This window comes from Streptomyces sp. NPDC054863 (assembly GCF_053610825.1).
The window spans coordinates 19,860-41,443 of record NZ_JBSGZD010000030.1 but is presented as its reverse complement, the minus strand read 5'-3'; the positions used below and the strand labels follow the sequence as shown (position 1 = coordinate 41,443).

Annotated in this window: 20 protein-coding genes; 11 read left to right on the top strand and 9 right to left on the bottom strand. The window is 72.1% G+C overall.

Translation table 11 applies throughout. From position 1 onward, the window contains the following. Nucleotides 1-134 precede the first annotated feature (134 nt). On the top strand, nt 135-641 hold the full coding sequence (locus ACWGIG_RS08855) for a hypothetical protein (protein WP_453320843.1): 507 nt from the start codon (nt 135-137) through the stop codon (nt 639-641). A 66-nt stretch (nt 642-707) separates the two neighbouring features. Here the strand turns inward: ACWGIG_RS08855 and ACWGIG_RS08850 are convergent, their stop codons facing one another. The 5 genes from ACWGIG_RS08850 to ACWGIG_RS08830 all read right to left on the bottom strand — a co-directional run bounded on the left by ACWGIG_RS08850 (nt 708) and on the right by ACWGIG_RS08830 (nt 6,963). Continuing rightward, on the bottom strand, nt 708-2,915 hold the full coding sequence (locus ACWGIG_RS08850) for an FUSC family protein (RefSeq protein WP_453320842.1): 2,208 nt from the start codon (nt 2,913-2,915) through the stop codon (nt 708-710). A 256-nt stretch (nt 2,916-3,171) separates the two neighbouring features. Continuing rightward, nucleotides 3,172-4,365: an ABC transporter permease gene (locus tag ACWGIG_RS08845; RefSeq protein ID WP_453320841.1), complete on the bottom strand. Its 1,194-nt coding sequence runs from the start codon at nt 4,363-4,365 to the stop codon at nt 3,172-3,174. Further along, nucleotides 4,362-5,243: an ABC transporter ATP-binding protein gene (locus ACWGIG_RS08840; protein WP_453320840.1), complete on the bottom strand. Its 882-nt coding sequence runs from the start codon at nt 5,241-5,243 to the stop codon at nt 4,362-4,364. Before ACWGIG_RS08840 ends, ACWGIG_RS08845 begins: the two co-directional genes overlap by 4 nt. Continuing rightward, nucleotides 5,240-6,319: a peptidoglycan-binding protein gene (locus tag ACWGIG_RS08835; RefSeq protein ID WP_453320839.1), complete on the bottom strand. Its 1,080-nt coding sequence runs from the start codon at nt 6,317-6,319 to the stop codon at nt 5,240-5,242. The genes ACWGIG_RS08840 and ACWGIG_RS08835 overlap by 4 nt, the downstream gene beginning before the upstream one ends. After that, nucleotides 6,316-6,963 (bottom strand): hypothetical protein, encoded by a 648-nt coding sequence (locus ACWGIG_RS08830; RefSeq protein WP_453320838.1) that lies wholly within the window; start codon nt 6,961-6,963, stop codon nt 6,316-6,318. The genes ACWGIG_RS08835 and ACWGIG_RS08830 overlap by 4 nt, the downstream gene beginning before the upstream one ends. Before the next feature lie 132 nt (nt 6,964-7,095). On the opposite strand from ACWGIG_RS08830, the gene ACWGIG_RS08825 reads away from it, so the two are divergent. From ACWGIG_RS08825 to ACWGIG_RS08815, 3 genes are read left to right on the top strand one after another with little or no spacing between them, the layout of a single operon-like run. Then, nucleotides 7,096-7,800, top strand: coding sequence for a response regulator transcription factor (locus ACWGIG_RS08825; RefSeq protein ID WP_453320837.1), 705 nt, complete (start codon nt 7,096-7,098; stop codon nt 7,798-7,800). Nucleotides 7,801-7,805: 5 nt separating this feature from the next. Then, entirely contained in the window at nt 7,806-9,371 is a 1,566-nt protein-coding gene (locus tag ACWGIG_RS08820; RefSeq protein WP_453320836.1) for an ATP-binding protein, read from the top strand. Beyond that, on the top strand, nt 9,368-9,877 hold the full coding sequence (locus ACWGIG_RS08815; RefSeq protein WP_453320835.1) for a GerMN domain-containing protein: 510 nt from the start codon (nt 9,368-9,370) through the stop codon (nt 9,875-9,877). Before ACWGIG_RS08820 ends, ACWGIG_RS08815 begins: the two co-directional genes overlap by 4 nt. A gap of 24 nt (nt 9,878-9,901) precedes the next feature. Here the strand turns inward: ACWGIG_RS08815 and ACWGIG_RS08810 are convergent, their stop codons facing one another. The 3 genes from ACWGIG_RS08810 to ACWGIG_RS08800 all read right to left on the bottom strand — a co-directional run bounded on the left by ACWGIG_RS08810 (nt 9,902) and on the right by ACWGIG_RS08800 (nt 13,196). Continuing rightward, a complete protein-coding gene (locus ACWGIG_RS08810) occupies nt 9,902-11,146 on the bottom strand; it encodes a DUF2786 domain-containing protein (RefSeq protein ID WP_453320834.1) in 1,245 nt (414 codons plus the stop codon). Between the two features lie 144 nt (nt 11,147-11,290). Beyond that, nucleotides 11,291-12,130, bottom strand: a complete 840-nt coding sequence (locus ACWGIG_RS08805) for a nitrilase-related carbon-nitrogen hydrolase (protein ID WP_453320833.1) — start codon at nt 12,128-12,130, stop codon at nt 11,291-11,293. Nucleotides 12,131-12,251: 121 nt separating this feature from the next. Next, on the bottom strand, nt 12,252-13,196 hold the full coding sequence (locus ACWGIG_RS08800) for a hypothetical protein (protein ID WP_453320832.1): 945 nt from the start codon (nt 13,194-13,196) through the stop codon (nt 12,252-12,254). A gap of 227 nt (nt 13,197-13,423) precedes the next feature. On the opposite strand from ACWGIG_RS08800, the gene ACWGIG_RS08795 reads away from it, so the two are divergent. The 6 genes from ACWGIG_RS08795 to ACWGIG_RS08770 all read left to right on the top strand — a co-directional run bounded on the left by ACWGIG_RS08795 (nt 13,424) and on the right by ACWGIG_RS08770 (nt 18,077). Then, the gene (locus ACWGIG_RS08795; RefSeq protein WP_453320831.1) at nt 13,424-15,127 is read left to right on the top strand and encodes a bifunctional 3'-5' exonuclease/DNA polymerase; all 1,704 of its coding nucleotides are present in this window, start codon (nt 13,424-13,426) and stop codon (nt 15,125-15,127) included. A 112-nt stretch (nt 15,128-15,239) separates the two neighbouring features. Further along, nucleotides 15,240-15,593 (top strand): DUF6479 family protein, encoded by a 354-nt coding sequence (locus ACWGIG_RS08790; RefSeq protein WP_453320830.1) that lies wholly within the window; start codon nt 15,240-15,242, stop codon nt 15,591-15,593. A gap of 35 nt (nt 15,594-15,628) precedes the next feature. Beyond that, the gene (locus tag ACWGIG_RS08785) at nt 15,629-16,141 is read left to right on the top strand and encodes a Dps family protein (RefSeq protein ID WP_453320829.1); all 513 of its coding nucleotides are present in this window, start codon (nt 15,629-15,631) and stop codon (nt 16,139-16,141) included. 119 nt (nt 16,142-16,260) lie between these two features. Next, the gene (locus tag ACWGIG_RS08780) at nt 16,261-16,890 is read left to right on the top strand and encodes a DsbA family protein (protein ID WP_453320828.1); all 630 of its coding nucleotides are present in this window, start codon (nt 16,261-16,263) and stop codon (nt 16,888-16,890) included. Between the two features lie 42 nt (nt 16,891-16,932). Next, on the top strand, nt 16,933-17,547 hold the full coding sequence (locus ACWGIG_RS08775) for a GNAT family N-acetyltransferase (RefSeq protein ID WP_453320827.1): 615 nt from the start codon (nt 16,933-16,935) through the stop codon (nt 17,545-17,547). Nucleotides 17,548-17,672: 125 nt separating this feature from the next. After that, nucleotides 17,673-18,077: a VOC family protein gene (locus tag ACWGIG_RS08770; RefSeq protein WP_453320826.1), complete on the top strand. Its 405-nt coding sequence runs from the start codon at nt 17,673-17,675 to the stop codon at nt 18,075-18,077. An 84-nt stretch (nt 18,078-18,161) separates the two neighbouring features. Here ACWGIG_RS08770 and ACWGIG_RS08765 read toward each other — a convergent pair whose 3' ends face one another. Next, entirely contained in the window at nt 18,162-18,614 is a 453-nt protein-coding gene (locus ACWGIG_RS08765) for a nucleoside deaminase (protein ID WP_453320852.1), read from the bottom strand. Between the two features lie 764 nt (nt 18,615-19,378). Between ACWGIG_RS08765 and ACWGIG_RS08760 the strand changes: the two genes are divergently transcribed. Further along, on the top strand, nt 19,379-21,367 hold the full coding sequence (locus ACWGIG_RS08760) for a collagenase (protein ID WP_453320825.1): 1,989 nt from the start codon (nt 19,379-19,381) through the stop codon (nt 21,365-21,367). Nucleotides 21,368-21,584: the final 217 nt, after the last annotated feature.

Genomic DNA, 21,584 nt, shown 5'->3' with positions numbered 1-21,584 from the left:
CCTTGACTACAGAACCGGATGCCTCTAAAGGCACCCCCTTCCGCACGGACTTCTTCAGTAGACGCCCTGGTAGCTTGACGCGTTCCTTCCACCTGCCAATTGATCCACTGGCAACAGCACATGGGGAGTCCGGAGTGCACAGTCACATTCGTACCGGTGCCGGAGCTGCCGCGCTCGCGGCGGCACTTCTGCTGACCGGATGCAGCAGCGACAGCAACGGCGGGAAGGGTGCCGGCACTGCGCCGCCGACGGGTGCCTCCAGTGCGGGCGCCGGTGGCGGCGAGAGCGCGGCACCCTCCGGGGACGCGGGGAGCGCCGACATCAAGGGCTCCTGGATGGCGACCACCAACGGCAAGCTCGTCGTCCTGACCGTCCAGGACGACATGGCGGGCATCGCGGGCGAGCACCTGTGCACGGGTCGCGCGGTCCGCACGGGGGAGATCCTCCTGGACCTCAAGTGCGCCAACGGCAACACCGACCGCACGAAGGGCCGTGTGAGTCCCGGGGCGGACGGCAAGACCCTCACCGTGAAGTGGGAGGGCAGCGGCATCGAGGACAAGTTCGCCAAGGCGCCTTCGGAAGCGCTGCCTTCGGGGGTGCCGACGGCCGTGCCGTCGATGCCGAAGCTGCCGGGGTCCTGACACGGGTCCTCGTTCAGCGGCCTCCTCCATGAGGTGACGGCCGCTGCTACGAGGTGACGGCTGCCTCTATGAGGTGACGGCTGCCGCGCTCCCCTTGGGGCGCGGCCCCTCGCCCGCCAGGGCGTCGGTGAGTTCGTCCAGCGCTTCGAGGAGGAGCCCGGCGCCCTTGCGTACGACCTTGTCGTCACCTGCGGTGTCGTCGGCGTCCCAGGCGTTCAGGGTGGCGCGGAAGGTGTCCCACTTCGGGGCACGGCGTTCGCGCACGGCGCGGGCCGCGTCGGTGACGTCGCGGTGCAGCGCGTCCGCGAGTGCGGCGGCGGCCGGGACCGGCGTGGTGTCGCGGGCCGGGAGGTGCGCCTCCATCAGCATGGCGACGCGGGCGAGCTGGGCGAGGGCGTCCGGGGCGTCGTCGGCGGCGGCGCGGGACAGGCCGCGGTGGCGTACCGGTTCGTTGGCGGCCCGCTCCAGGGCGTCCTTCCAGGCGACCCGTGCCTCGCGGGTGCCGAGCAGGGTCTCCCGTACGGCCTCGCGCGGGGCGCCCGCGGGGTCGGCGTACCGCTGCAGGACGGCGGAGGCGTACCGGCCGTCGGCGATCAGCCAGTCGGCGAGGCGGGTGCGCAGGCGCGGGGTCTCCCAGGCCGGGTAGACGGCGTACGCGAGCATCGCGAGGAGTCCGCCCGCCAGGGTCAGTACGACGCGCTCGGGGACGGTCTGGGTCCACTGGAGGCCGCCCATGCCGAGCAGGAAGACGACGTACGCGGCGACGAAGACCTGCGTGACGGCGTAGCCGTTGCGCAGCAGCAGGAACATCAGGAAGGCGCAGCCGACGGCGAGCCCCGCCGACAGCCGGGTGTCCGGGTGGGTGAGCTGGACGAGGCCGGTGGCGAGGGCGACGCCGAGCAGGGTGCCGCCGAAGCGGGCGACGGCGCGCGAGTACGTCTGCGAGAAGTCGGGCCGCATGACCATGACGGCGGCCATCGGCGCCCAGTAGCCGTGGCCGAGCGGCAGGGACGCACCGAGGACGTAGCCCGTGGCGCTGACGGCTGCGACGCGCACGGCGTGCCGCAGCACCGGCGAGTCGCGGCGCAGTTCGCCGCGCATCAGGCGCAGGGCGACCGGGACCAGCTCCAGGACGGTGGGCCGGTGCAGGTGGTCGTCGGGGTCGGCGCGGTGCTCGGGGCGGCGGGCGACGCGGCGGGCGGCGGTGCGGGCCATGCGGGCGGCGGTGCGGTAGGCGGTGTCGTCCTTGGGGCTGCGCTCGGGGCCCGCGCTCCGGGAGTTGGTGGTGCCGCTGCCCTGGGCGGTCTCGATCACGTCGCGCAGCAGGGTGATCAACCGGGACTCCGCGCGGCGGGCGGGGCCGGTGAGGACGGCGCCCTCCTTGGGGACGGCGAGCACCGCCCGGGCGGCCGGGGACATGGTGACCGGCTCGCCCTTGCGGACGGCGCGGGCGGCGGCGTCGAGGGTGGACCCGGCGGCGGCGAGCAGCTCGCGGACCCGGGCGCGTTCCTCACCCTCGGCGGGGACGCCGAGGGCCGGGTCGGCGAGGGAGGCGAGGACCGGGCGGATACGTTCCGCCAGGCCGCGCGTGCCGTGCAGTTCGGCGGGCCGGCGACGGGCCTGGCGGGGGGTGATCGCGGCGGCGTGGCGGGCGGTCATCAGGGGCTCGGGGTCGAACGGGGCGACGGGGTCGTGCCGCAGCCGTCGCGCGTAGTCGGCCTCGGCCGCGAGGGCGTCGGCGAGTGCGTCGCGCTGGGCGCCCCAGCGGCGTACCGGGAAGAGAACGATCAGCGCTGCCTGGACCACTCCGCCCATCATGATCATTCCTGCGTGGCCCGCGGCGGCGGAGACGGAGGTCGGGAGGGTGACGGTCACCAGCATGATCGCCACGTTCGAGCTGGCGATCATGCCGGCGGTGGGGCCGACGGCCCACGTCATGCCCGCGAGGAACGTCCACAGGGCCAGCAGGCTGACGAACAGCACCGGGTGGGCCCCGGTCAGATACCCGACGAAGGTCGTCACGGCGAGGCTCGCGCCCGAGGCGAGGGCGAGGACGGGCCGGGTGCGCCAACTGCGCTGGAAGGTCGCCAGGGCGGCCTGGAAGGCACCGAAGGCGGAACTGGCGGCGACGGCGGGGCCGAAGAGGTACAGGGCGGCGCCGACGACGAGCGCGAGACCGACGGCGGCCCGGACCGCGATGAGGGGATCGAGCCGCTGACGCTCGACCGTCAGCCCGGAGCGGGCGGTGTCCTTCAGCGCTTTGAGCCAGCTCATGGGACGAGGGTAATGGCTGGTGGCGGGAGGGGCGGAGGGTTGCGCTCCGCATGGGGGCCGCCCCCTGGGGCGGGCATTTAGGGGTGCGGGGAGCTATGCGACCAGCCACGACGCACCCGCACGTACAACCCACCCGCCGCCCCGCACCAAGCAGCCCGCACGACGACCACCCGCCGCCCCGCGCCCAGCGGCCCTCACGACCCGCCGCCCCGCGCCCAGCGGCCCTCACGACCCGCCGCCCCGCGCCCAGCGGCCCTCACGTCGCGTTCAGAGCCACCGTCGGGTGGAGGCGGGAGGCGCGGACGGCCGGGTACAGGCCGGCGAGTACGCCGATCAGGACGGTGGCGGCCAGGCCGCCCGCCAGGGACCACGGCGGGACCACCGCCGTCCATCCCTGCGCCCGTGCGAAGCCGTACGTCGCCGCCGCCCCCAGCAGCGCCCCCGTCGCCCCGCCCAGCACCGAGAGCAGCAGCGACTCCGTCAGGAACTGGAGCCTGATCGCTCCCCGGGTCGCGCCCAGCGAACGGCGCAAGCCGATCTCCTGGCGGCGCTCCAGGACGGAGATGACCATGGTGTTGGCGACTCCCACCCCACCGACCAGCAGCGCCACCGCGCCGAGACCCAGCATCAGGGTCGTCAGGCCCTCGTCGGTCGCGGCCTTGGCCGCCAGCGCGTCCGAGGGCCGGGAGACCTTCACGCCGCCCTCCTTGCCGGGGTTGATGGTGCGCGCCAGGACGGCCCGTACGTCCTCCACCGAGGCGTCCGTGGACCGCTCGAAGAGGGTGGTCGGGTGGCCGTTGAAGCCGAAGTGACGCTCGGCGGCCGGGAATCCGATCAGCGCGACCCGGTCCAGGGAGGGGACCAGCTCGATCGGTTCGAGGATGCCGACGACGACCATGCGCGTGTCGTTCATCATGATCGTCTCGCCGGTGCGGGTGATGCCCAGGCGGTCGGCGGCCACTGCGCCCAGGACGGCCGCCGGGAGCCGCTCGTTGGCCCGGTTCAGCCAGACGCCCCTGGCGATGCGGGCGCCGAGTGCGTCCAGCAGGTCCGTTCTGGCGGCCTGGGTGGTGACGCCCGCGGTGCGCTCCTCGGGGACCACGTCGCTGCGGCGGATGCGGGTGTCGACGTAGCCGGTGGCCGTGGCGTGCTGCACCGGGCCGATGCGCTCGACCATCGCGACCGCGCTCTTGGGGAACTCGACCGGCTTCTTGTCCACGTCCTCGCCCGCCTCCGCGGTGAGGAGGTTCGTACCGAGGCGGTCGAGCCGGGCCATCAGGTCGGCGCGGCTGGACTCGGAGAGGCCGACGACCGCGACCATCGTCGCGATGCCGATGGCGATGCCGAGCGCCGAGAGCACCACGCGCGCGCGTCGCGCGCGCAGGCCGACCGCGCCGACGCGCAGGACGTCGCGCGGCGAGAGCCGGGACGGCTTGAGGTCGTTCTTCACGAGGCGCCGCCTTCCGCGCAGGGGTCGATACGGGCGCCTTCTCGGGCGCCTTCCGCGCGGGAGTTGGTACGGACGGCGCCTTCCGCGCGGGAGTTGGTACGGACGTCCGAGACGATCTCGCCGTCCCGGAACCGGACCCGCCGCGGCAACGACTCCGCGATCTCCTGGTCGTGGGTGATGACGCAGACGGTGGTGCCCGCCGCGTTCAGCTCGTGCAGCAGCTCCATGACGATCTCCCCGGACGCGGTGTCCAGCGCCCCGGTCGGCTCGTCCGCCAGCAGCAGCCGGGGGGCACCGACCAGGGCGCGGGCGATGGCCACGCGCTGCTTCTCGCCGCCGGACAGCTCGTTCGGCGTGTGCGAGTAGCGGTGGTCCAGGCGCACCTTGGCGAGCGCCTCCCTGGCCCGTGCCCGGCGCTCCCTCAAAGAGACGCCCGCGTACAGCAGCCCGTCGGCGACGTTGTCGACCGCGTCGCGCCCCGCCGACAGGTGGAAGTGCTGGAACACGAAGCCGATGTGGCGGGCGCGCAGTGCGGACAGCCGGGCGTCGGAGAGCGCGGACACGTCGTACCCGGCGACCCGGACGGTGCCCGAGGTCGGCTTGTCGAGGGTGCCCATGACGTGCAGCATCGTGGACTTGCCCGACCCCGAAGGGCCGACGACGGCGAGGAGTTCGCCCTCCTCGACGGTGAGGTTCACTCCGCGCAGGGCGTGCACGCCACCGGGGTACAGCTTGCCGGCGTCCCGCAGCTCGATCACCGGACCGGCCGCCGGACCGGTCGCCGGACCGGTCGCCGGACCGGCCGCCGGACCGGCCGCCGAAGCACACGCAGGAGCGGCAGGAGCAGGCACCGGAGCATTGCCTGAGGGCGGTGTCATGACTTCGCCGCCCCGACCTTCATGCCCTCGCGCACGTCCGGGCCGCTGACTTCGATCTGCCCGTCGGCGGTCATGCCCGTCTCCACCCGCACCATCTTCGAGGTGGTCCCCCGGACGACCTCCAGGCCGTAGCCGCCGTTCTCGCCGCGCAGTGCGACGACCGCCTCGACGGGAACCGCGAGGACTCCCCTGCGGGCCTCGCTGACGAACTTCACGCTCGCCGACACCTTGGCGTCCTCGCCCGAAGCGGCGCCCGCCCCACCCTCCAGGACGACCTCGACGGTGATGCCGTCCTGGGCTGCCGGGGCCGCTCCCCCGGATTCCGTCTCCTCGGGGCGCACCGTCCCGGCGACCTTGCCCGCCACGGTCTTCCCGCTGGGGAGCGTGACCTCGACCTTGGTGCCTCTTGAGGTGAGGGCGCCGTCGGTCTGCTCCAGTTTCGCCCGTACGACGGGCTTGGTGGAGGCGACCGTCAGGACCGTCTTGTCCGGGCCGACCCGGTCGGCGAGCGCCGCGTCGGCGGAGACCACCTTGACCTGACCGCGCTGGAAGACGACGTCCCCCATGCCGACCTTCCCGGTGGTCTCCCGGTTCAGCGACTTCTGCCACCGCTTGACGGCGTCCTCGGTGTCCTTGTCGTACCGCGTGTCGACGTAGAGCTTCGCTCCGTACCCCAGGTCGCGGAGACTGCGCTCCAGTTGGAGTACGTCACTGCCCCGGTCGCCCGCCTTCATCTCGCGGAACATCGGGACGGGCCCGTGGAGGAGGGTGACGGGCTTGTCGTTCAGCTCGTACAGCGCCTGTCCCGTCCGCACCGTCCTTCCCTCCGTGGCGGCCACCGTCACGGTGCCCTCGACGACCGCCTTGACCGGGCGGCGCTGCGCGAAGTCGAGCTTGCCGTCGACGGTCTTGGACTGCACGAGGTCGGTGCGTACGACGGTCGCGGTGGCGGGCGGCAGCTCACCGCCCTTGGCCGAGGCGCCCGCGTCACCGCCGTCGCCGAGGAAGAGCACTCCCCCGGTGACGGCGGCGGCGGTCACCGCGCCGAGCGCGAGGAAGGCGGTGCGGCGCTTCACTGCATGCCGTCCAGACCGTCGAGCAGCTTCGACTTGCACGTCTCGCGGACCTGCTTGTACTTCGGGGACTCCTGGTCGATGGACGGGGACCCCGGGTTCGGGTCGCCGCCGGGGATCGCGTTGCCGCCGGACATCGTCGGGTTGGTGAACTGCGAGATGCCGTTGTCCCGCATGCACTTGGCGTGCGCGAGCATCGACTCGTAGGACTTCTGCTGGTCGCGCTTGGGCTCGGTGTCCATGACGACCCGCAGCTCGGGAAGGCAGACGTTGTCCTTGCCCGCCTTGATGCCCTTGTTGCGGCCTGGCTGGGAACCGAGTTCGTTGACCTTCACCCAGTCGAGATATCCACTGAGCTTGGGGTCGGGGAACTCCTTGTAGCCACCCTTCGCGCGCATGCACTGGACGAACTTCATCTGGGCGTCGTAGAAGGCGCTCTTGCCCTCGGGCTTGGTGCTGGGGCTGCTGTCGCTCGTCGGGGTGCTCGCGGCCGGTGCCTTCGGCACGTCGGCGACCGCGTCGTCCTTCTTCACCGCGCCCGCGCTGTCGCCGCCGCCGCAGGCCACGGAGAAGGCGAGGACGGGGACCGCGACGAGTGCGGTCAGGCGCAGCCGGGCGGTGGCACGGGAGGTCGTCTTCAGGGTCATGCCCCGACCTTCACCGGGCCGCATGATGGCCGCTCCATGGCCACATGATGAGAACGTAACAATGCCCCGGCCTGCGACATCGGCCCCCGCCGAGGCGTCGCGCGGGCGGTCGCGGTGCCCATAATCGACCGCATGCCGCACGTACTGCTCATCGAGGACGACGCGTCCGTACGGGACGGAATGGAGCTCGTGCTGCGCCGGCACGGGTACGACGTCGACACGGCGGCCACCGGCGAGGAGGCCCTCGCCCTGCTGGCGGGCCCCGGCGGCGACAAGGTCGAACTGGCCGTGCTCGACCTGATGCTGCCCGGCATGGACGGCTTCGAGGTGTGCCGCCGCGTCCGCGCCCGCTCGGCGACCCTGCCGGTCATCATGCTAACCGCGCGCGGCGACGACTGGGACATCGTGACGGGCCTTGAGGCGGGCGCCGACGACTACGTGGTCAAGCCGGTCACCGCACCCGTCCTGGAGGCCCGCATCCGGGCCGCGCTGCGGCGCGCGGAACCGTCCCTGCGGCAGGGCCCCGACACCGCTCAGGACGGCGACCCTGGCGGCCTGGCGATCGACCGCGCCGGGCTGACCGTCACCAAGAACGGCACGCCGGTGCCGCTGCCGCCCACCGAACTGCGGCTGCTGCTCGAACTGTCGGCCTCCCCCGGCCGGGTCTTCAGCCGTGAGCAGCTCCTCGAATCCGTCTGGGACCACACCTTCCTGGGCGACTCCCGGATCGTGGACGCGGCGGTCGGCAGGCTGCGGGCCAAGCTGGAGGACGTACCGGCGAAGCCGCGGTACGTACAGACGGTGCGGGGCTTCGGCTACCGCTTCGGACCGCTGTGAGCCGCATGAACGACAGCAGCGACAGCAGCGACAGCAGCGACAGCAGCGACAGCAGCGACAGCAACAGTCGCAGGGCCGCCGCCACCTCGAAGAGGCGCAAGGCCGCCGCCACCTCAAAGAGGCGCTCGCGCCGGCTCATCGGCGGGCTGCGCACCCGGCTCGTCGCCGCCTTCGTGGTCGTCGCCCTGATCAGCGCGGTGACCTCGACCGCGCTCGCCTACCGGGACGCCCGCACCGCCGTGCTCCAGCGCACCCAGAACGCCGCCGTGGACGACCTCCGCGAGCGGGTGGGCGCCGTCGCCGCCGATTTCGACGTACCGCCGGACCAGCTGACCCTGGCCCGGTTCGCGGCGAAGGTGTCGGACGGTCTCGGCGGGAACCTCGTGGTCGCCCGCTATCAGGACCTGTCGGCGTCGTCCGACTCCCTGGCGGACACGGGGGCGCGGATCAGCAGTGCGCTGCGGGCCTCCACCGTGACGGAGACGAAGTTCCAGCGGGTCACATGGCGGGGCGAGCCCTATCTGGTCGTCGGCACGCCCGTGACGTACGCCGACGGGGACCGCCGCGCGTCCGGCCTGGAGGTGTTCGCGATCACCGATCTGCGGGCCGAGCGCGACGACACGGCCGCCCTGCTGGACTCCGTACGGGCGGGCGTCGTGCCGGTGGTGCTGCTGGCCGCCGTACTGGCGCTGCTGGCCGCGGGGACGGTTCTGCGCCCGGTACGGAAGCTGGGCCGGGCCACCCGGGAACTGGCCGCAGGTGATCTCGGCAGCCGGGTCGCCGTGAGCGGGCACGACGAACTCGCCGAGCTGGCGAGGACGTTCAACGAGACGGCGAACGCGCTCCAGGAGTCCGACGCGGAACTGCGCGAGCAGGAGGCGAAGGCGCGCCGCTTCGTCGCGGACGTGTCGCACGAACTGCGCACGCCCCTCGCGGCGATGACGATGGTGGCGACGGTGCTGGAGGAGGACGCCGACCTGCTGCCGCCGGACGCGGCGCGGGCCGCCCGTACCGTCGGCGCGGAAACGGCACGGCTGGCGCGGCTGGTCGAGGACCTGATGGAGATCTCCCGCTTCGACGCGAAGGCGGTACGGCTGAACGCGGCCGAGACCGACCTCGCCGACACCGTACGGGCGTCGCTGGCGCTGCGCGGCTGGACCGACAAGGTCGACACGCACCTCTATGAGGGCGTGCGCGCGGTGGTCGACCGGCGCCGCATCGACGTGATCGTCGCGAACCTGGTGGGCAACGCGCTGCGGCACGGAGCCCCGCCGGTCACCGTGACCCTCGCGGTGACGGGCGAAGAGGTCACCCTCGTCGTCGCCGACCACGGCCCGGGGCTGCCGCCGGGGGCCAGGGAGCGGGTCTTCGACCGGTTCTACAAGGCGGACGAGGCCCGCACGCGCGACGCCACCGACGACAGCGGCCGGGGCAGCGGCCTCGGCACGGCGATCGCGCTGGAGAACGCACGGCTGCACGGCGGCACGATCGACGCCGCCGACGGACCGCAGGGCGGCGCGGTGTTCACACTGCGGCTGCCGCTGCGGCGTACCGGGGAGGACGAACGGTGAGGGTCCGTAGAAGGGGCGCCGCGGTGGCCGTGCTGGGGGCCGCCCTGGGCATCGCCCTCACGGGCTGCGGCGTCCAGCCGACCGGGGTGATAGACGCGGGTGAGCCCGCGACCGGGCTGACGCGCGGCGTCCGGCTGTACTACGCGTCCGCCGGCGGGCTGCGCGGAGTGCCTCTGCTCGACCAGGAGATCAGGGATCTCAACGGGGCCCTGAAGATGCTCGCTCAGCCGCCGTCGGACGCCGATCGGCGCGACGGGCTCACCTCGCTCGTCCAGCTCGGCGGCTATTCGGCGACCGGTTCCGGCACCCGCGTCACGATTCGCATCGAGGGCCCCTACTCGGCGACGGGCCGCGATCTGGGTACGGGCCAGCTGGTGTGCACGCTGGCCCGCGCCCAGTCCGTACTCGAACCGAAGGTGCGGACCGACGACGTCGAGGTCACCCTGGACCCGACCGAGGGGGACACGCTGGGCCCCTACCGGTGCGCGGAGTTCCTCAACGGGTGAGCCGGCAGGCGGTCCGTGCGTGAGTCAGCGGGTGATCCGGTCCCGCGGCCCCCGCGCCCCGTGCACCGAGGCCCGGTCCGCGGCCGCCGTCCCGTGCTCCCAGCCCGCCAGGTCGTTCACACCGCGCACGCGCGTGGACGTGGTGCGCGGGAACATCTGCTCCGCCCGGTCCGTCACCGCCACGTCCCGCGCCGCCAGTACGGGCAGCAGGGCGCCCGCCTCCTCGGCCCCGGCCTCCTCCACGACGTGCTCGGTGGCCTCCGCCAGCCGGGTGCCGAGCCTGCTCGCGTACGCCGTCAGGAACGACTGCCGGAAGGACTTGGTGCGCTTGCGCCCGCCGGCCCGCTGGGCGGCCTCCGCACGGGTCATCGCGGCCGTCCCCTGCACGAGCAGGGAGGTGTGGAGCAGTTCGACGGCCTCCAGGTCGGCCTCGAAGCCGACGACCGTGGAGAACCCGAACTCGCTGTTCCACACGGACCGGCAGCGGTTCGCCGTCGCGACCGCGTCGAGCAGGATCGCCTTCGCCGTCTCGTACGGTGCGTCGACGCCGATGCGGCAGGCGCCGGGGCCGTCCGCACAGTGCCCGTGCCCCTTTGCCGCGAGGATGGCGTCGTCGATGCTGTGCCGCGCCATCAGCTCCTGCGCCTTCCCTGTGAGCGCCTCGGCCTCCTCCGGGTAGTCCGTGGCCTCCGCCTTGGCGAGCAGGGCCCGGATCCGGGTGAACATGCGCGGCTCGCCGGGGGCGGCCTGCATCTGCTGTACGAGGGGGGAGGCTCCGGGCGCCGGCCCGACGGGCTCGATCGTGGGGAGCCGGATCAGCAGCCGCAGCAGCTCCAGTACGGCGGTGGCCAGGGAGAAGCGGTCGGTGTTCTCACGGCGGGCGAGCGCGTCGGCGTACCGCTCGTCGCTCTTCCACCGGACAGGCCCGTCCTGGACGCCCAGCTCCCGCAGCTGCTCCTGCCAGCGCGGCGACACGTACGCGCGCGCGGGCGAGTGCCGCCGGTGCTCGGCCGCGACCAGGTCGGCGAAGAGGCGTACGTGCACCTCTTTGAGGTCGCGGCGGACGAGGCGGGCGACGTCGGCCGGCTGCCAGCCCCGGTCCCAGGCGCGGCGCACGAACTCCTCGCCCCTGCGCAGCACTTCACGTCCCGCGTCCGCCCAAGGAGCGGCGGCGAGCAGCGAGGCACCGAGGTCGAGGTCGTCGTCGCCCGTTCCGTACAGCGCGGAAAACGCCTGGTCGGCGCCCGGAAAGGCGGCAGTGTCGGTCAACGTATCTCCTCGGTCGGGCTCACCCTTCTGGTATACCTCGCCCGGCCGCGGAGCCTGTGCTCGGCCGCCCCTGCTCAGCCGCCCCTGCTCGGCCGCCCCTGCTCGCCCGCCTGTGCTGAGCTGACGCCGCTGAGCTGCTGCCGCTCAGCTGTCGCCGCCCTCGTCGATCAGGCGGCCGACCTCGCGCGACACCAGGCCCAGCCTGGCCTCCGCGACGAGCGGCACCGCACGGCGCTGGCGGCGCGCCTCGGGCACCGAGAGGTCGGCGGTGACCAGTGCGGTCTCCCACTTGGGGGCCTGGGCGACGACCATGCCGCGCGGGTCGACGACGCGGGAGCCGCCCCAGAAGGACGCTCCGTTCTCGCTGCCGACGCGGTTCACGAAGACCACCCAGCACTGGAGCATGCGGGCCGTGTACGACAGCAGGCTGTCCCAGTACAGGCCGGTGTCCATCGCCTCGGGGTCGAGGGAGGCCGCGCTGTTCGCGGGGACGACGACGACCTCGGCGCCGTCCTGCACGGCGATCCAGGGCAGCACCGGCTGCCAGGCGTCGTTGCAGATGAGCGTGGCCGCCCGGCCCCGCCCGCCGGGCAGGTCGTACGCCTTCAGCGACTGGCCGGGGCTGACGTGCTTGCGCTCCTCCCAGGCCAGGTAGTTCGGGAGGTACAGCTTGCGGTGGGCGTGCAGCAGGGCGCCCGCGCTGTAGTAGCCCGAGGTGTTGTACGCCCTCATGGAGGTGTACTCGTGGAACCCGACGACGACGTCCGCGCCGAGCGTGCTCAGCTCCATCAGCCGCGGATCCCTGGCCTCCACGGAGGTGTCCTGCTTGAGGGCGCCCAGGTGGTAGCCGTGCAGGCTGAGCTCGGGGAAGACGACGAGGTCGGAGCCCTGGGCGACGGCCTGCCTGATCTGGTCCCGGGCCGCCGCCAGGTTCGCTTCGACGTCGCCGAGGACGCAGTCCGTCTGTGCCAGTGCCACTCGCATGCGTCGAGCCTGTCAGCGGCCCGCCGGGTCGGCACCCCGGGCGGGCCGTGCGGGGACGTGCACCCGGGGGCGGACCGCTGCTGCTGCGCGCGTCGGTACACCCGGGGGCGGGCCGCTGCTGTTACGCGCGCCCCTTGAGCCGTACGACGATCACCGCTGCCGCGCCCAGCAGCACCGCGCCGCCGCCCGCCAGGCCGACGACCGGCAGGGCGCCGGAGGCGCCGGTGGAGGCGAGGTCGGCCGTACCGCCGGTGCCGCCCGTGGTGCCCGTGGTGCCCGCGAGCTGCGGAGCGGGGGCGGCCGACCCGGTGGCCGTAGGGGCGGTGCTCAAGGTCACGGAGGGCTTGCCTGACGGCTTCCCCGACTCGGACGGGCCGCCGGTCGGCGTCACCGTGGCCGTCGGCCTGCTGGTCGGCGTGGCGGTCGGCGTGGGCTTCGGGCCGGGAGTGCGGGTCGGCTCCGGGGCCGTCCCGGCCGGCTTGATGCCGAAGGTGTCCATCGCCGTCGTCGTACCGCGGCAGGGGGTCTTCGTGCCGGTGTTCGGATTGACGTAGACGTCGTCCACGGAGGACGAGAAGTACGAGTCGATGGAATTGATCACCGCGGGAATGTCCTTGGCGGCCCGCATCCGCAGTTCCTGCGTCACCGACTCCTTCGGCTTCAGCGTGCCGAGGGCCGCCAGAGGGCCGCCGTGTCCCTCAAGGGCGACCCACCGGCCGGTCTCCTTCGACTTGTACTCGACGTCCATCCAGGGTCCCGGCTGGTCCTCGCCGTTCTCCGTCTGGCGGGCGACGGTCACGGACCGGCCGACGTCCTTCAGCTCGTCGGCCGAGGTGCTGGTCACCGTGACGGTGTAGGGGTACCAGTCGCCGCCTGCGACGACGGGTCCTGCCGCTTCCGACATGGTCACCGCGATCAGCTTCTGCTCGTAGCCGCCGTCCCCGGTCGAAACGTCACTGCACGCGGGCAGCCCGGCCGAAGCCCCCGCGGCGTACGCGACGGGCGCCACGGCGGCGGACAGGGCCGCCGTCGCCACCGCGGCGGCCAGGACATGACGGACGTTCATGGGGCTCCTCTTCACGGTACGGACGGTCACACCACAGTGACTGTTGGGGCTGCCGAGAAGTTGCGCGTCAGAAGTGGGGGAATGCGTGTGGATAGCGTGAACGCCCGTACGACACAAGAGCGCTCCCTCTCCTCCCCTCACCGGAACACTCCCCTCCTCCCCCTCCCCCCTCCCCCTTGCCGCCCGGTCGCGGGGCATTGTCAGACCCCCCTGCCACACTCGATCTCATGAACGACCGGTGGGCTGTCGCCGCGACGGAAGGCGGTGGGGCGCTGCTGGCCCCACTGACCCGGGCCGGCCGCCCCGCCGCCACCCCCTGCCACGAACCCGACCTCGCCGAAGCCGTCCGCTCCCGCCCCCGGACCACCCGCTGGGTCTGGCGCTCCACCGCCGAGATCTACCCCCGCCTCCTCGCCGCCGGTGTGCACGTCCCCCGCTGTTACGACATCGAGGACGCCGAGCTCCTCCTCCTCGGCCACGCGGGCCGCTGGGGCGAGCCCCGTTCCGCCGCAGCCGCGTACGCCCGCCTCCACCACCTCCCCGTACCGCCCGATCCCCCGCAGCGCGCAGCCGAGCCCGGCTCGCAGTCCTCGCTGTTCGAGCCGCAGCCGGTGCACGTCCCCTTCGACGCCCTCCTCCAGGTGTACGAGGACCAGGTCCTGCGGCACGACGCGGCCGAGCACCCGGACCGCATGCGCCTGCTGACCGCCGCCGAGTCCGCCGGAATGCTCGTCGCCGCCGAGATGAACCGGTCGGGCCTGCCCTGGCGGGCCGACGTCCACCGGTCCGTCCTCGACGAGCTCCTCGGCGAGCGGTACGCGGGCGGCGGCGACCCGCGCCGGATGGCCGAGCTGGCGGACCAGGTGTCGGAGGCGTTCGGCCGCAGGGTCCGCCCCGAGCTGCCCGCAGACGTCATCAAGGCGTTCGCGCAGGCCGGAATCAAGATCAAATCGACCCGGCGCTGGGAGCTCGAAGAGATCGACCACCCGGCCGTCGCCCCGCTGATCGCGTACAAGAAGCTCTACCGGATCCTGACCGCGCACGGCTGGGGCTGGCTCCAGGACTGGGTGCGCGACGGCCGCTTCAGACCCGAGTACCTGCCGGGCGGCACGGTGACCGGCAGGTGGGTGACCAACGGCGGCGGTGCGCTCCAGATCCCCAAGGTCATCCGGCGCGCGGTCGTCGCCGACGAGGGCTGGCGACTGGTGGTCGCCGACGCCGACCAGATGGAGCCGCGCGTCCTGGCCGCGATCTCCCGCGACCCCGGCCTGATGGACGTCGCGGGCCAGCCGGGCGACCTCTACAAGGCCGTCTCCGACCGGGCCTTCTCCGGCGACCGCGAGGCCGCGAAGCTCGCCGTGCTGGGCGCGGTGTACGGGCAGACCTCGGGCGACGGCCTGAAGAACCTGGCCGCGATGCGCCGGAGGTTCCCGCGCGCCGTGCAGTACGTGGACGACGCGGCCCGGGCGGGCGAGGAGGGCCGTCTCGTCCGCACGTGGCTGGGCCGGACGTGCCCACCGGCAGTGGGCTCGGACGACGACATCGGGGAGGCAGGAATCCCCCAGGAGACGGGCGAAGTGCTCTCCACAGAAGGCGAGTTCACTGCGGGCTACCCGGGCTACGCCTCGCGCAACAACCGCGCCCGGGGCCGCTTCACCCGCAACTTCGTCGTCCAGGGCAGCGCGGCGGACTGGGCGCTGCTGATGCTGGCGGCGCTGCGGCAGTCCCTGCACGCGTCCGGGATGAAGGCCGAGCTGGTCTTCTTCCAGCACGACGAGGTGATCGTGCACTGCCCTGCGGAGGAGACGGAAGCGGTCTCGGAGGCGATCCGCGCGGCCGGTGAGCTGGCCGGCCGGATCGCCTTCGGGGAGACCCCGGTGCGGTTCCCGTTCACGGTGGCGGCGGTGGAGTGCTATGCCGACGCCAAGTGATCACCGCTAGGAGCTCGCGGACCCGGCAGGCCCGGCAGGCCCGGCAGGCCCGGCAGGCCCGGTGGAATGGTCCACCCCGCATCCCCGCGCGGGTGTGGGGTACGCGGGACGCATGCACGCACACGGCATCGAAAACACCGAAACAGAACTGGCTTCGTCGCTGGCCTCGTCGCTGGCTTCGCCACTGGCCGCGTCCCGCGACCTGATGGTGGGCATCGCCCCGTTCGTCATCGGGCTGGCCGTCGTGGCCGTACTCATGGGCGGCGTGTGGCTGGGCATCCGCGTGAAGAAGCGTGAACCCGCCCCGCCCCGCCCGGAGGAACAGCCCCGCGCGCCGGAGCGGAACCACCCGCCGGGCGAGATGCGGGAGAACCGGGAGACGGCCGAGCTCCCTCAGGACGGCGTCCGCCGCACCCCCCACCAACTGGGTGGATACGGCAACGCGAGCACCCGCCCCGGCGACTGACTCCGTACCGCACACGACCCACAGGAGGACCCCCCATGACCACCGCCACACCCACCAGCACCACCACACCCACCGCCACCCCCACCATCCAGAGCACCCTCCCCGAAGCCTCCCGCCGGATCACCGGCTCCGCGCTACAGGGCGCCCTGGTCGACCTCCTCGACCTGTCGCTCCTCGCCAAGCAGGCGCACTGGACGATCGTCGGCCCGCGGTTCCGCTCGCTGCACCTCCAGCTGGACGAGATCGTCGACACGGCCCGTGCGTACGCGGACACGGTCGCCGAGCGCGCCTCCGCGATCGGCGTGGCCCCCGACGGCCGGGCGGCGACGGTCGCCGAGCACACCGGGCTGCCGCAGCCCACGGGCGGCTGGACGGCCGACGACGACGTGGTCGCACTGCTCGTCGAGGCCCTGGGCGGCACGATCGTGCGGATGCGCGAGCGCATCACCGCGACCGACAGGCCCGACCCGGTCACGCAGGACATCTTCATCACGCTGACCGCGGAGCTGGAGAAGCAGCACTGGATGTTCCAGGCCGAGAACCGCTGAGCACGCGACCCACTGAACGCGACCCACTGAGCACGCGACCCGCTGAGGACGCGACCCACTGAGGATGCGCCGCCCGCCCCCCTGTGCGTACCTGGGAGGGACGAAAAGGAGCCCGGCTCATGTCGCAGCAGCCACAGCCGCCCCGGACGCCCGCGCACACCACGGGCGAGGCCGGGCTGGTCGTCCCGTACGGAGAGGCGGGCGCGCTCCCGGTCCTCTCCCTCTACGAGGACTTCCGCTGCCCCTACTGCGCGGGCCTGGAGCTCAGCGCGGGCGCCGCGATCCGCCGCTTCGCGGACGACGGCCGGCTGCGCCTGGAGTACCACTTCGCGGCGTTCCTCGACGGCATGCTCGGCGGCCGGGGCTCCACGACGGCGCTGGGCGCGGCGGGTGCGGCGCTCCACGAGAGCCAGCAGGACTTCAAGACCCTGCACGAGGCCCTCTACGCCCAGCAGCCCGACGAGAGCGTCGACTCCTACGGCGACTCCTCGGTGGTCCTGCGCGTCGGCGAGTCCGTGGGCCTGGTCGCGCCCGCCTTCCGCGAGGCGACCATCTCCGGTACGTACGTCCCGTGGGCGGTCGCGGTCGCCGAGGCCTTCGGCCGCAGCGGAGTCCGCGGCACCCCCACGGTCCGCCTCGGCGAGACCTCGATCCACGGCTTCGACCGGGCCGGCCGCCCGCTGCCCGCTGCCGAGGTCACCGCCCAGATAGAGGCGGCGCTGGAGGCGGCACTCGGGCAGTCGGCGTAGGTCCTGCTTCCACAACCCGCTCCGCACTGTCACGCTGTGGGCATGGCAGCAGTGGCAGAGGTCTTCTTCCGTCGGCTGAGCAGGTGGCAGGCCGACCAACAGCGGGATTCCATCGCGGACTTGTACGAACTGACGTACCGCGACAACAGCGGCACGCCCCGCAGCAGCATTCCCCCGAGGCGCAATCCGTACGACACGGTGCCCCCCGACGACCCGGCCTGCCCCGACCGTGACGCGTTCCTCACCCGCTTCGCGGCCGACGTCCAGCGCCCGGGCTTCGACCTCCTGATCGCCAGTACCGCCGCCACCCTGGTCGGCTGCATCTACGGCTATCTCCCCGACCGGCAGGGCTCCTGGTGGTACGGACGCCATGACATCGCACCGCCCGAGATCGGCCAGCTCGCGGACTCCGGACGGGTGTTCAACGTGGCCGATCTGATGGTCGCCCCGTCCCACCGCCGCCAGAAGGTCGCCGAGCGCCTTCAGGAACGCCTGCTCGTACGGGTCGACGCCGAGCTCGTCACCACGTTCATCGAGCCTTCCAACACGGCGGCCAAGGCGGCGTACGAAGCCTGGCGCTGGAGCCGCACGGACCGTATCGCCGCCTCCAACGGCCGCCCCGAACTGGAGGTCTGGACCCAGCGTCCGCCTTCCTGACCACGGGCGACCGCCCTCCTGACCGCCCGACCACCCGGCCGGCCGCCCGTACGCACCGGAAAACCCCAGGCCGTCCCACCTGCCCGGGCATTGACAGCCGACCCTCCCCCTGCTTGATTCCCCGCATGTCTCTGTCTCTGCCTCAACTGCGCGTGAAGGACTTCGACCACCTGGTGCTCAACGTCCAGGACGTCGAACGCTCCCTCGCCTTCTACACGGGCCCCCTCGGCCTGGAGCCGGTCCGCGTGGAGGAGTGGCGGGCGGGCAAGGTCCCGTTCCCCTCCGTGCGCGTCAACCCGGCAACGATCATCGACCTGTTCAGCCGCCCCCGCGGCGAGTCCAACGTCGACCACATCTGTCTGACCGTCGACCCGCTCGACTGGCAGGCGGTCATCGACTCCGGCACCTTCACGGTCCTGGAGGGCCCGGTCCCCCGCTTCGGCGCCCGCGGCTCCGCCCAGTCCCTCTACGTGCAGGACCCGGACGGGAACACGGTCGAGCTGCGCTGGTACCCGCAGGACATGGCGTAAACAGGCCACCGGACACGGAAAACCCCAGGTCGCGGCAGGCGCGACCCGGGGTTTTCCCATGAGCCCGGACTTCGGTGCGGCACGTCAGTAGTCGACGCGGTCCGTCTTCGCCAGCCACGCGTCGAAGGGCGCCGTCCGGTTCTCCACCTCCAGCTGCACGATCTGGGCCGGCCACATCGACTGGGGCTTCTTCTCGAACAGGTCGTAGAACTTGCGGTCGTCGAACCCCGCCACCGCGGCATCGTCCCGGTCGGCGGCGAAGACGATCCGGTCGACCCGCGCCCACAGCGCGGACGAGAGGCACATCGGGCACGGCTCGCACGAGGTGATCAGGACACACCCTTCGAGCGAGAAGGTGTTCAGCTTCTGGCAGGCGGCGCGCATCGCGCTCACCTCGGCGTGTGCCGTGGGGTCCAGGTTCGCGGTGACCTGGTTGTTCCCGAGCGCCACGATCTCGCCGTCCTTGGCGACCAGTGCGCCGAACGGACCGCCGCCGTTCTGCACGCTGGTGGTGGCCAGCCCGATCGCCTCGTCCATCCAGGCGCGCTCTAGTTCCTGGATGCTCTTCTCCTGGGCGTGCGCGGTCACGGTGACTCCTTGGTTCGGAAACGGCGAGGGGGGGAGGCCGGCTTGTTCGGCACCTTCTGTTGAGGAGTACACAGCCAACCGAGCGGAGTCAGCTAGGAGTGGAAGACATGAAAACTCCGCAGGCTGAGACCGGCTCTTCGTAGACTTCTACAAGAGCCGGACCGCTCCTGATGTCACCGTAAGTACGACGTGTCGTTGAGTGACCGCACCGTCGCATTTCCCTCCGTGTCGTACGCGACTTCCGACGCCGAAGCCGCCTCGATCACCCTCGGGCACAGAGCGTCCGGCAGCGCCCCGAGCGCCGTCCCGACCACCTGCCTCACCGGCACCACCGGCACCACGGGCGAGACGCCGAACACCGCCCGTCCCGCGCACCGCGCCGACCGCCTGTCCCGCGCACCGCGCCGACCGCCCGTCCCGCGCGCGTGCACCGGCCGCAGACGGCCCTTCACAGGCATCCACAAGATCCGGTCCGGCAGCCGAACGCCCGGTGACCTCCAAGTCAACGGCCACACCCGCACCCTGAGGACACATCAGTTCCATCTGGTGCGTGCAGACCTCTACCACTGCCATGTGAACTGTGAAATTGTACGGTCACACTTTTCGCGGGCATGACAGCTCCGGAAGTGCTCAACTTCCGTTGCCCTTACGGTCCGCACCCCCCACCGCCGTGCTCCCCGGCACGGCTGCCGACCGGCCTGGAGGCCATTTCCATGCGCAGACCCCCCACCCTCAGGACCTTCACCCGCCTGTTGATACCCACCGTGACCGCCGCCGGCCTGGGGCTCACCCTGCTCGCCCCCACCGGCACTGCGGCCCCGACCCCGGTCGAGGCCGCCGCGGCCAAGCCCGCGCCCAGGCCCGCGACGGGTTCGGCGATCGCCCCGCAGCCCGCCACCGCCACCGTCCTCGCCGCCGATCAGGCACCCGGACACGCCACCACCCGGCGATCGGCCGCGCGCGCTTCGAGACCCGCGGAACGCGCCCCTCGTCCCGCGCCGCTGAACGCGACGGAGCGCAAGAAGGCCCGGGCCGCGGAGAAAGCCGCGGCGGAGTGCAACGTCAGCGACTTCACCTCGAAGACCGGCGCCGCCCTGGTCGAGCAGATCAAGAAGTCGGAAGTCGGCTGCATCAACACGCTGTTCAGCGTGACCGGAGGGGACGCCAAGGCCCTCTTCCGCGAGGAACAGATGGTCACGGTGTCGAACGCCCTCAAAGAGGTCGCGGCCGACTACCCCGGTGACAACAGCACTTCGGCCGCCCAGTTGGTGCTCTACCTGCGCGCCGGCTACTACGTCCAGTGGGGCGACCCGGAGAACGTCGGTGAGTACGGTCCGGCGCTGAAAACCGCCGTCCAGGGCGCCCTGGACGCCTTCTTCGGCTCGGCGCGCGCCTTCGACGTCACCGAGGCCAACGGCGAGACCCTCTCCGAAGCGGTCATCCTGATCGACAGCTCCGGCGAGAACATCCGCTTCCTCAACGTCGTCAAGCGCCTCCAGAAGGACTACAACAAGTCGTACGACGAGTTCTACGGAATGGTCGCGGCGGTCAACAACACCTACACCGTGCTCTTCCGAGGCCACCAGCTGCCGGAGTTCGCGGCAGCCGTGAAGGCGGATCCGAGCATCCTCACCGGCCTGCGCGACTTCGCCGTCGCCCACGACGACCTGCTCGGTACCGACAAGTCCTACCTGGCCAGCAACGCCGGACTCGAACTCGGCCGCTTCCTGCGCCACGAGGAACTCCGGGACACCGTCAAGCCGTTGGTCAAGGAGCTGCTCGCGCGCAGCCAGATCACCGGCCGCACCGCCTCGCTCTGGGTCGCCGTCGCGGGGATGACGGACGCGTTCGACAAGGCCAACTGCGCCGAGTACGGCACCTGTGACCTGCAGAACCGCGTGCGCGAGGCCGTACTGACGGTGAAGCACTCGTGCGGTCCGAGCGCGAAGATCCTCGGCCAGGAACTGTCCGCCGCCGAACTGGCGGCCACCTGCGAGAGCGTCCTCAAGCAGGACCCGGTCTTCCACAACGTCGCCAAGGACCCCGGCCCGGTCAAGGACGACAACAACACCAACATCGAGATCGTCGCCTTCAACTCCAGCAACGACTACCGGACCTACGCCGGAATCGTCTTCGGCATCGACACCAACAACGGCGGCATGTACCTGGAGGGCGACCCGGCCGCCGCGGGCAACCAGCCGCGCTTCATCGCCTACGAACAGCCCCGCCAGGACGGCGCGTTCCAGATCTGGAACCTCAACCACGAGTACACCCACTACCTCGACGGCCGCTACAACATGCACGGCGACTTCGCGGCCGGGCAGAGCACCCCGACCGTGATGTGGGTCGAGGGCTTCGCCGAGTACGTCTCGTACTCCTACCGCGGCGAGACCTACGACCGGGCGATCGAGGAGGCGGGCAAGAACACCTACAAGCTCAGCCAGCTCTTCGGGAACACCTACGAGAACTCCGACACCACCCGCATCTACCAGTGGGGCTACCTGGGCGTCCGCTACATGCTCCAGTCGCACCCGGGTGACGTGGCCACCCTGCTCGGCCACTACCGCGCGGGCGAGTACGAAGCTGCCGCCACCTTCCTGCGCGACACCATCGGCACCAGGTACGACACCGACTTCGCCGACTGGCTGAGCAAGTGCGCCGGCGGCGAATGCGGCCAGTTGCCCGCCAGGAGCGGCCTCTGACCGAAGCCCCGGCACCCGGCAGCCACTGCTGAGCCGCAATAGCCCGGTGTCCCGCGCACGCACCGTCCGTGCGCGGGGCACCGGGCTCCGTGCTGAATCCGCGCGACCGGACGCGGCGCAGCGGATGGGTGAGGCGAGGGCGACTCATCGCCAGGACGAGCCGAAATCGGACAATCGGAGGCGATCATTCCCCCATCTGTGACGACAGCAGTGGGAA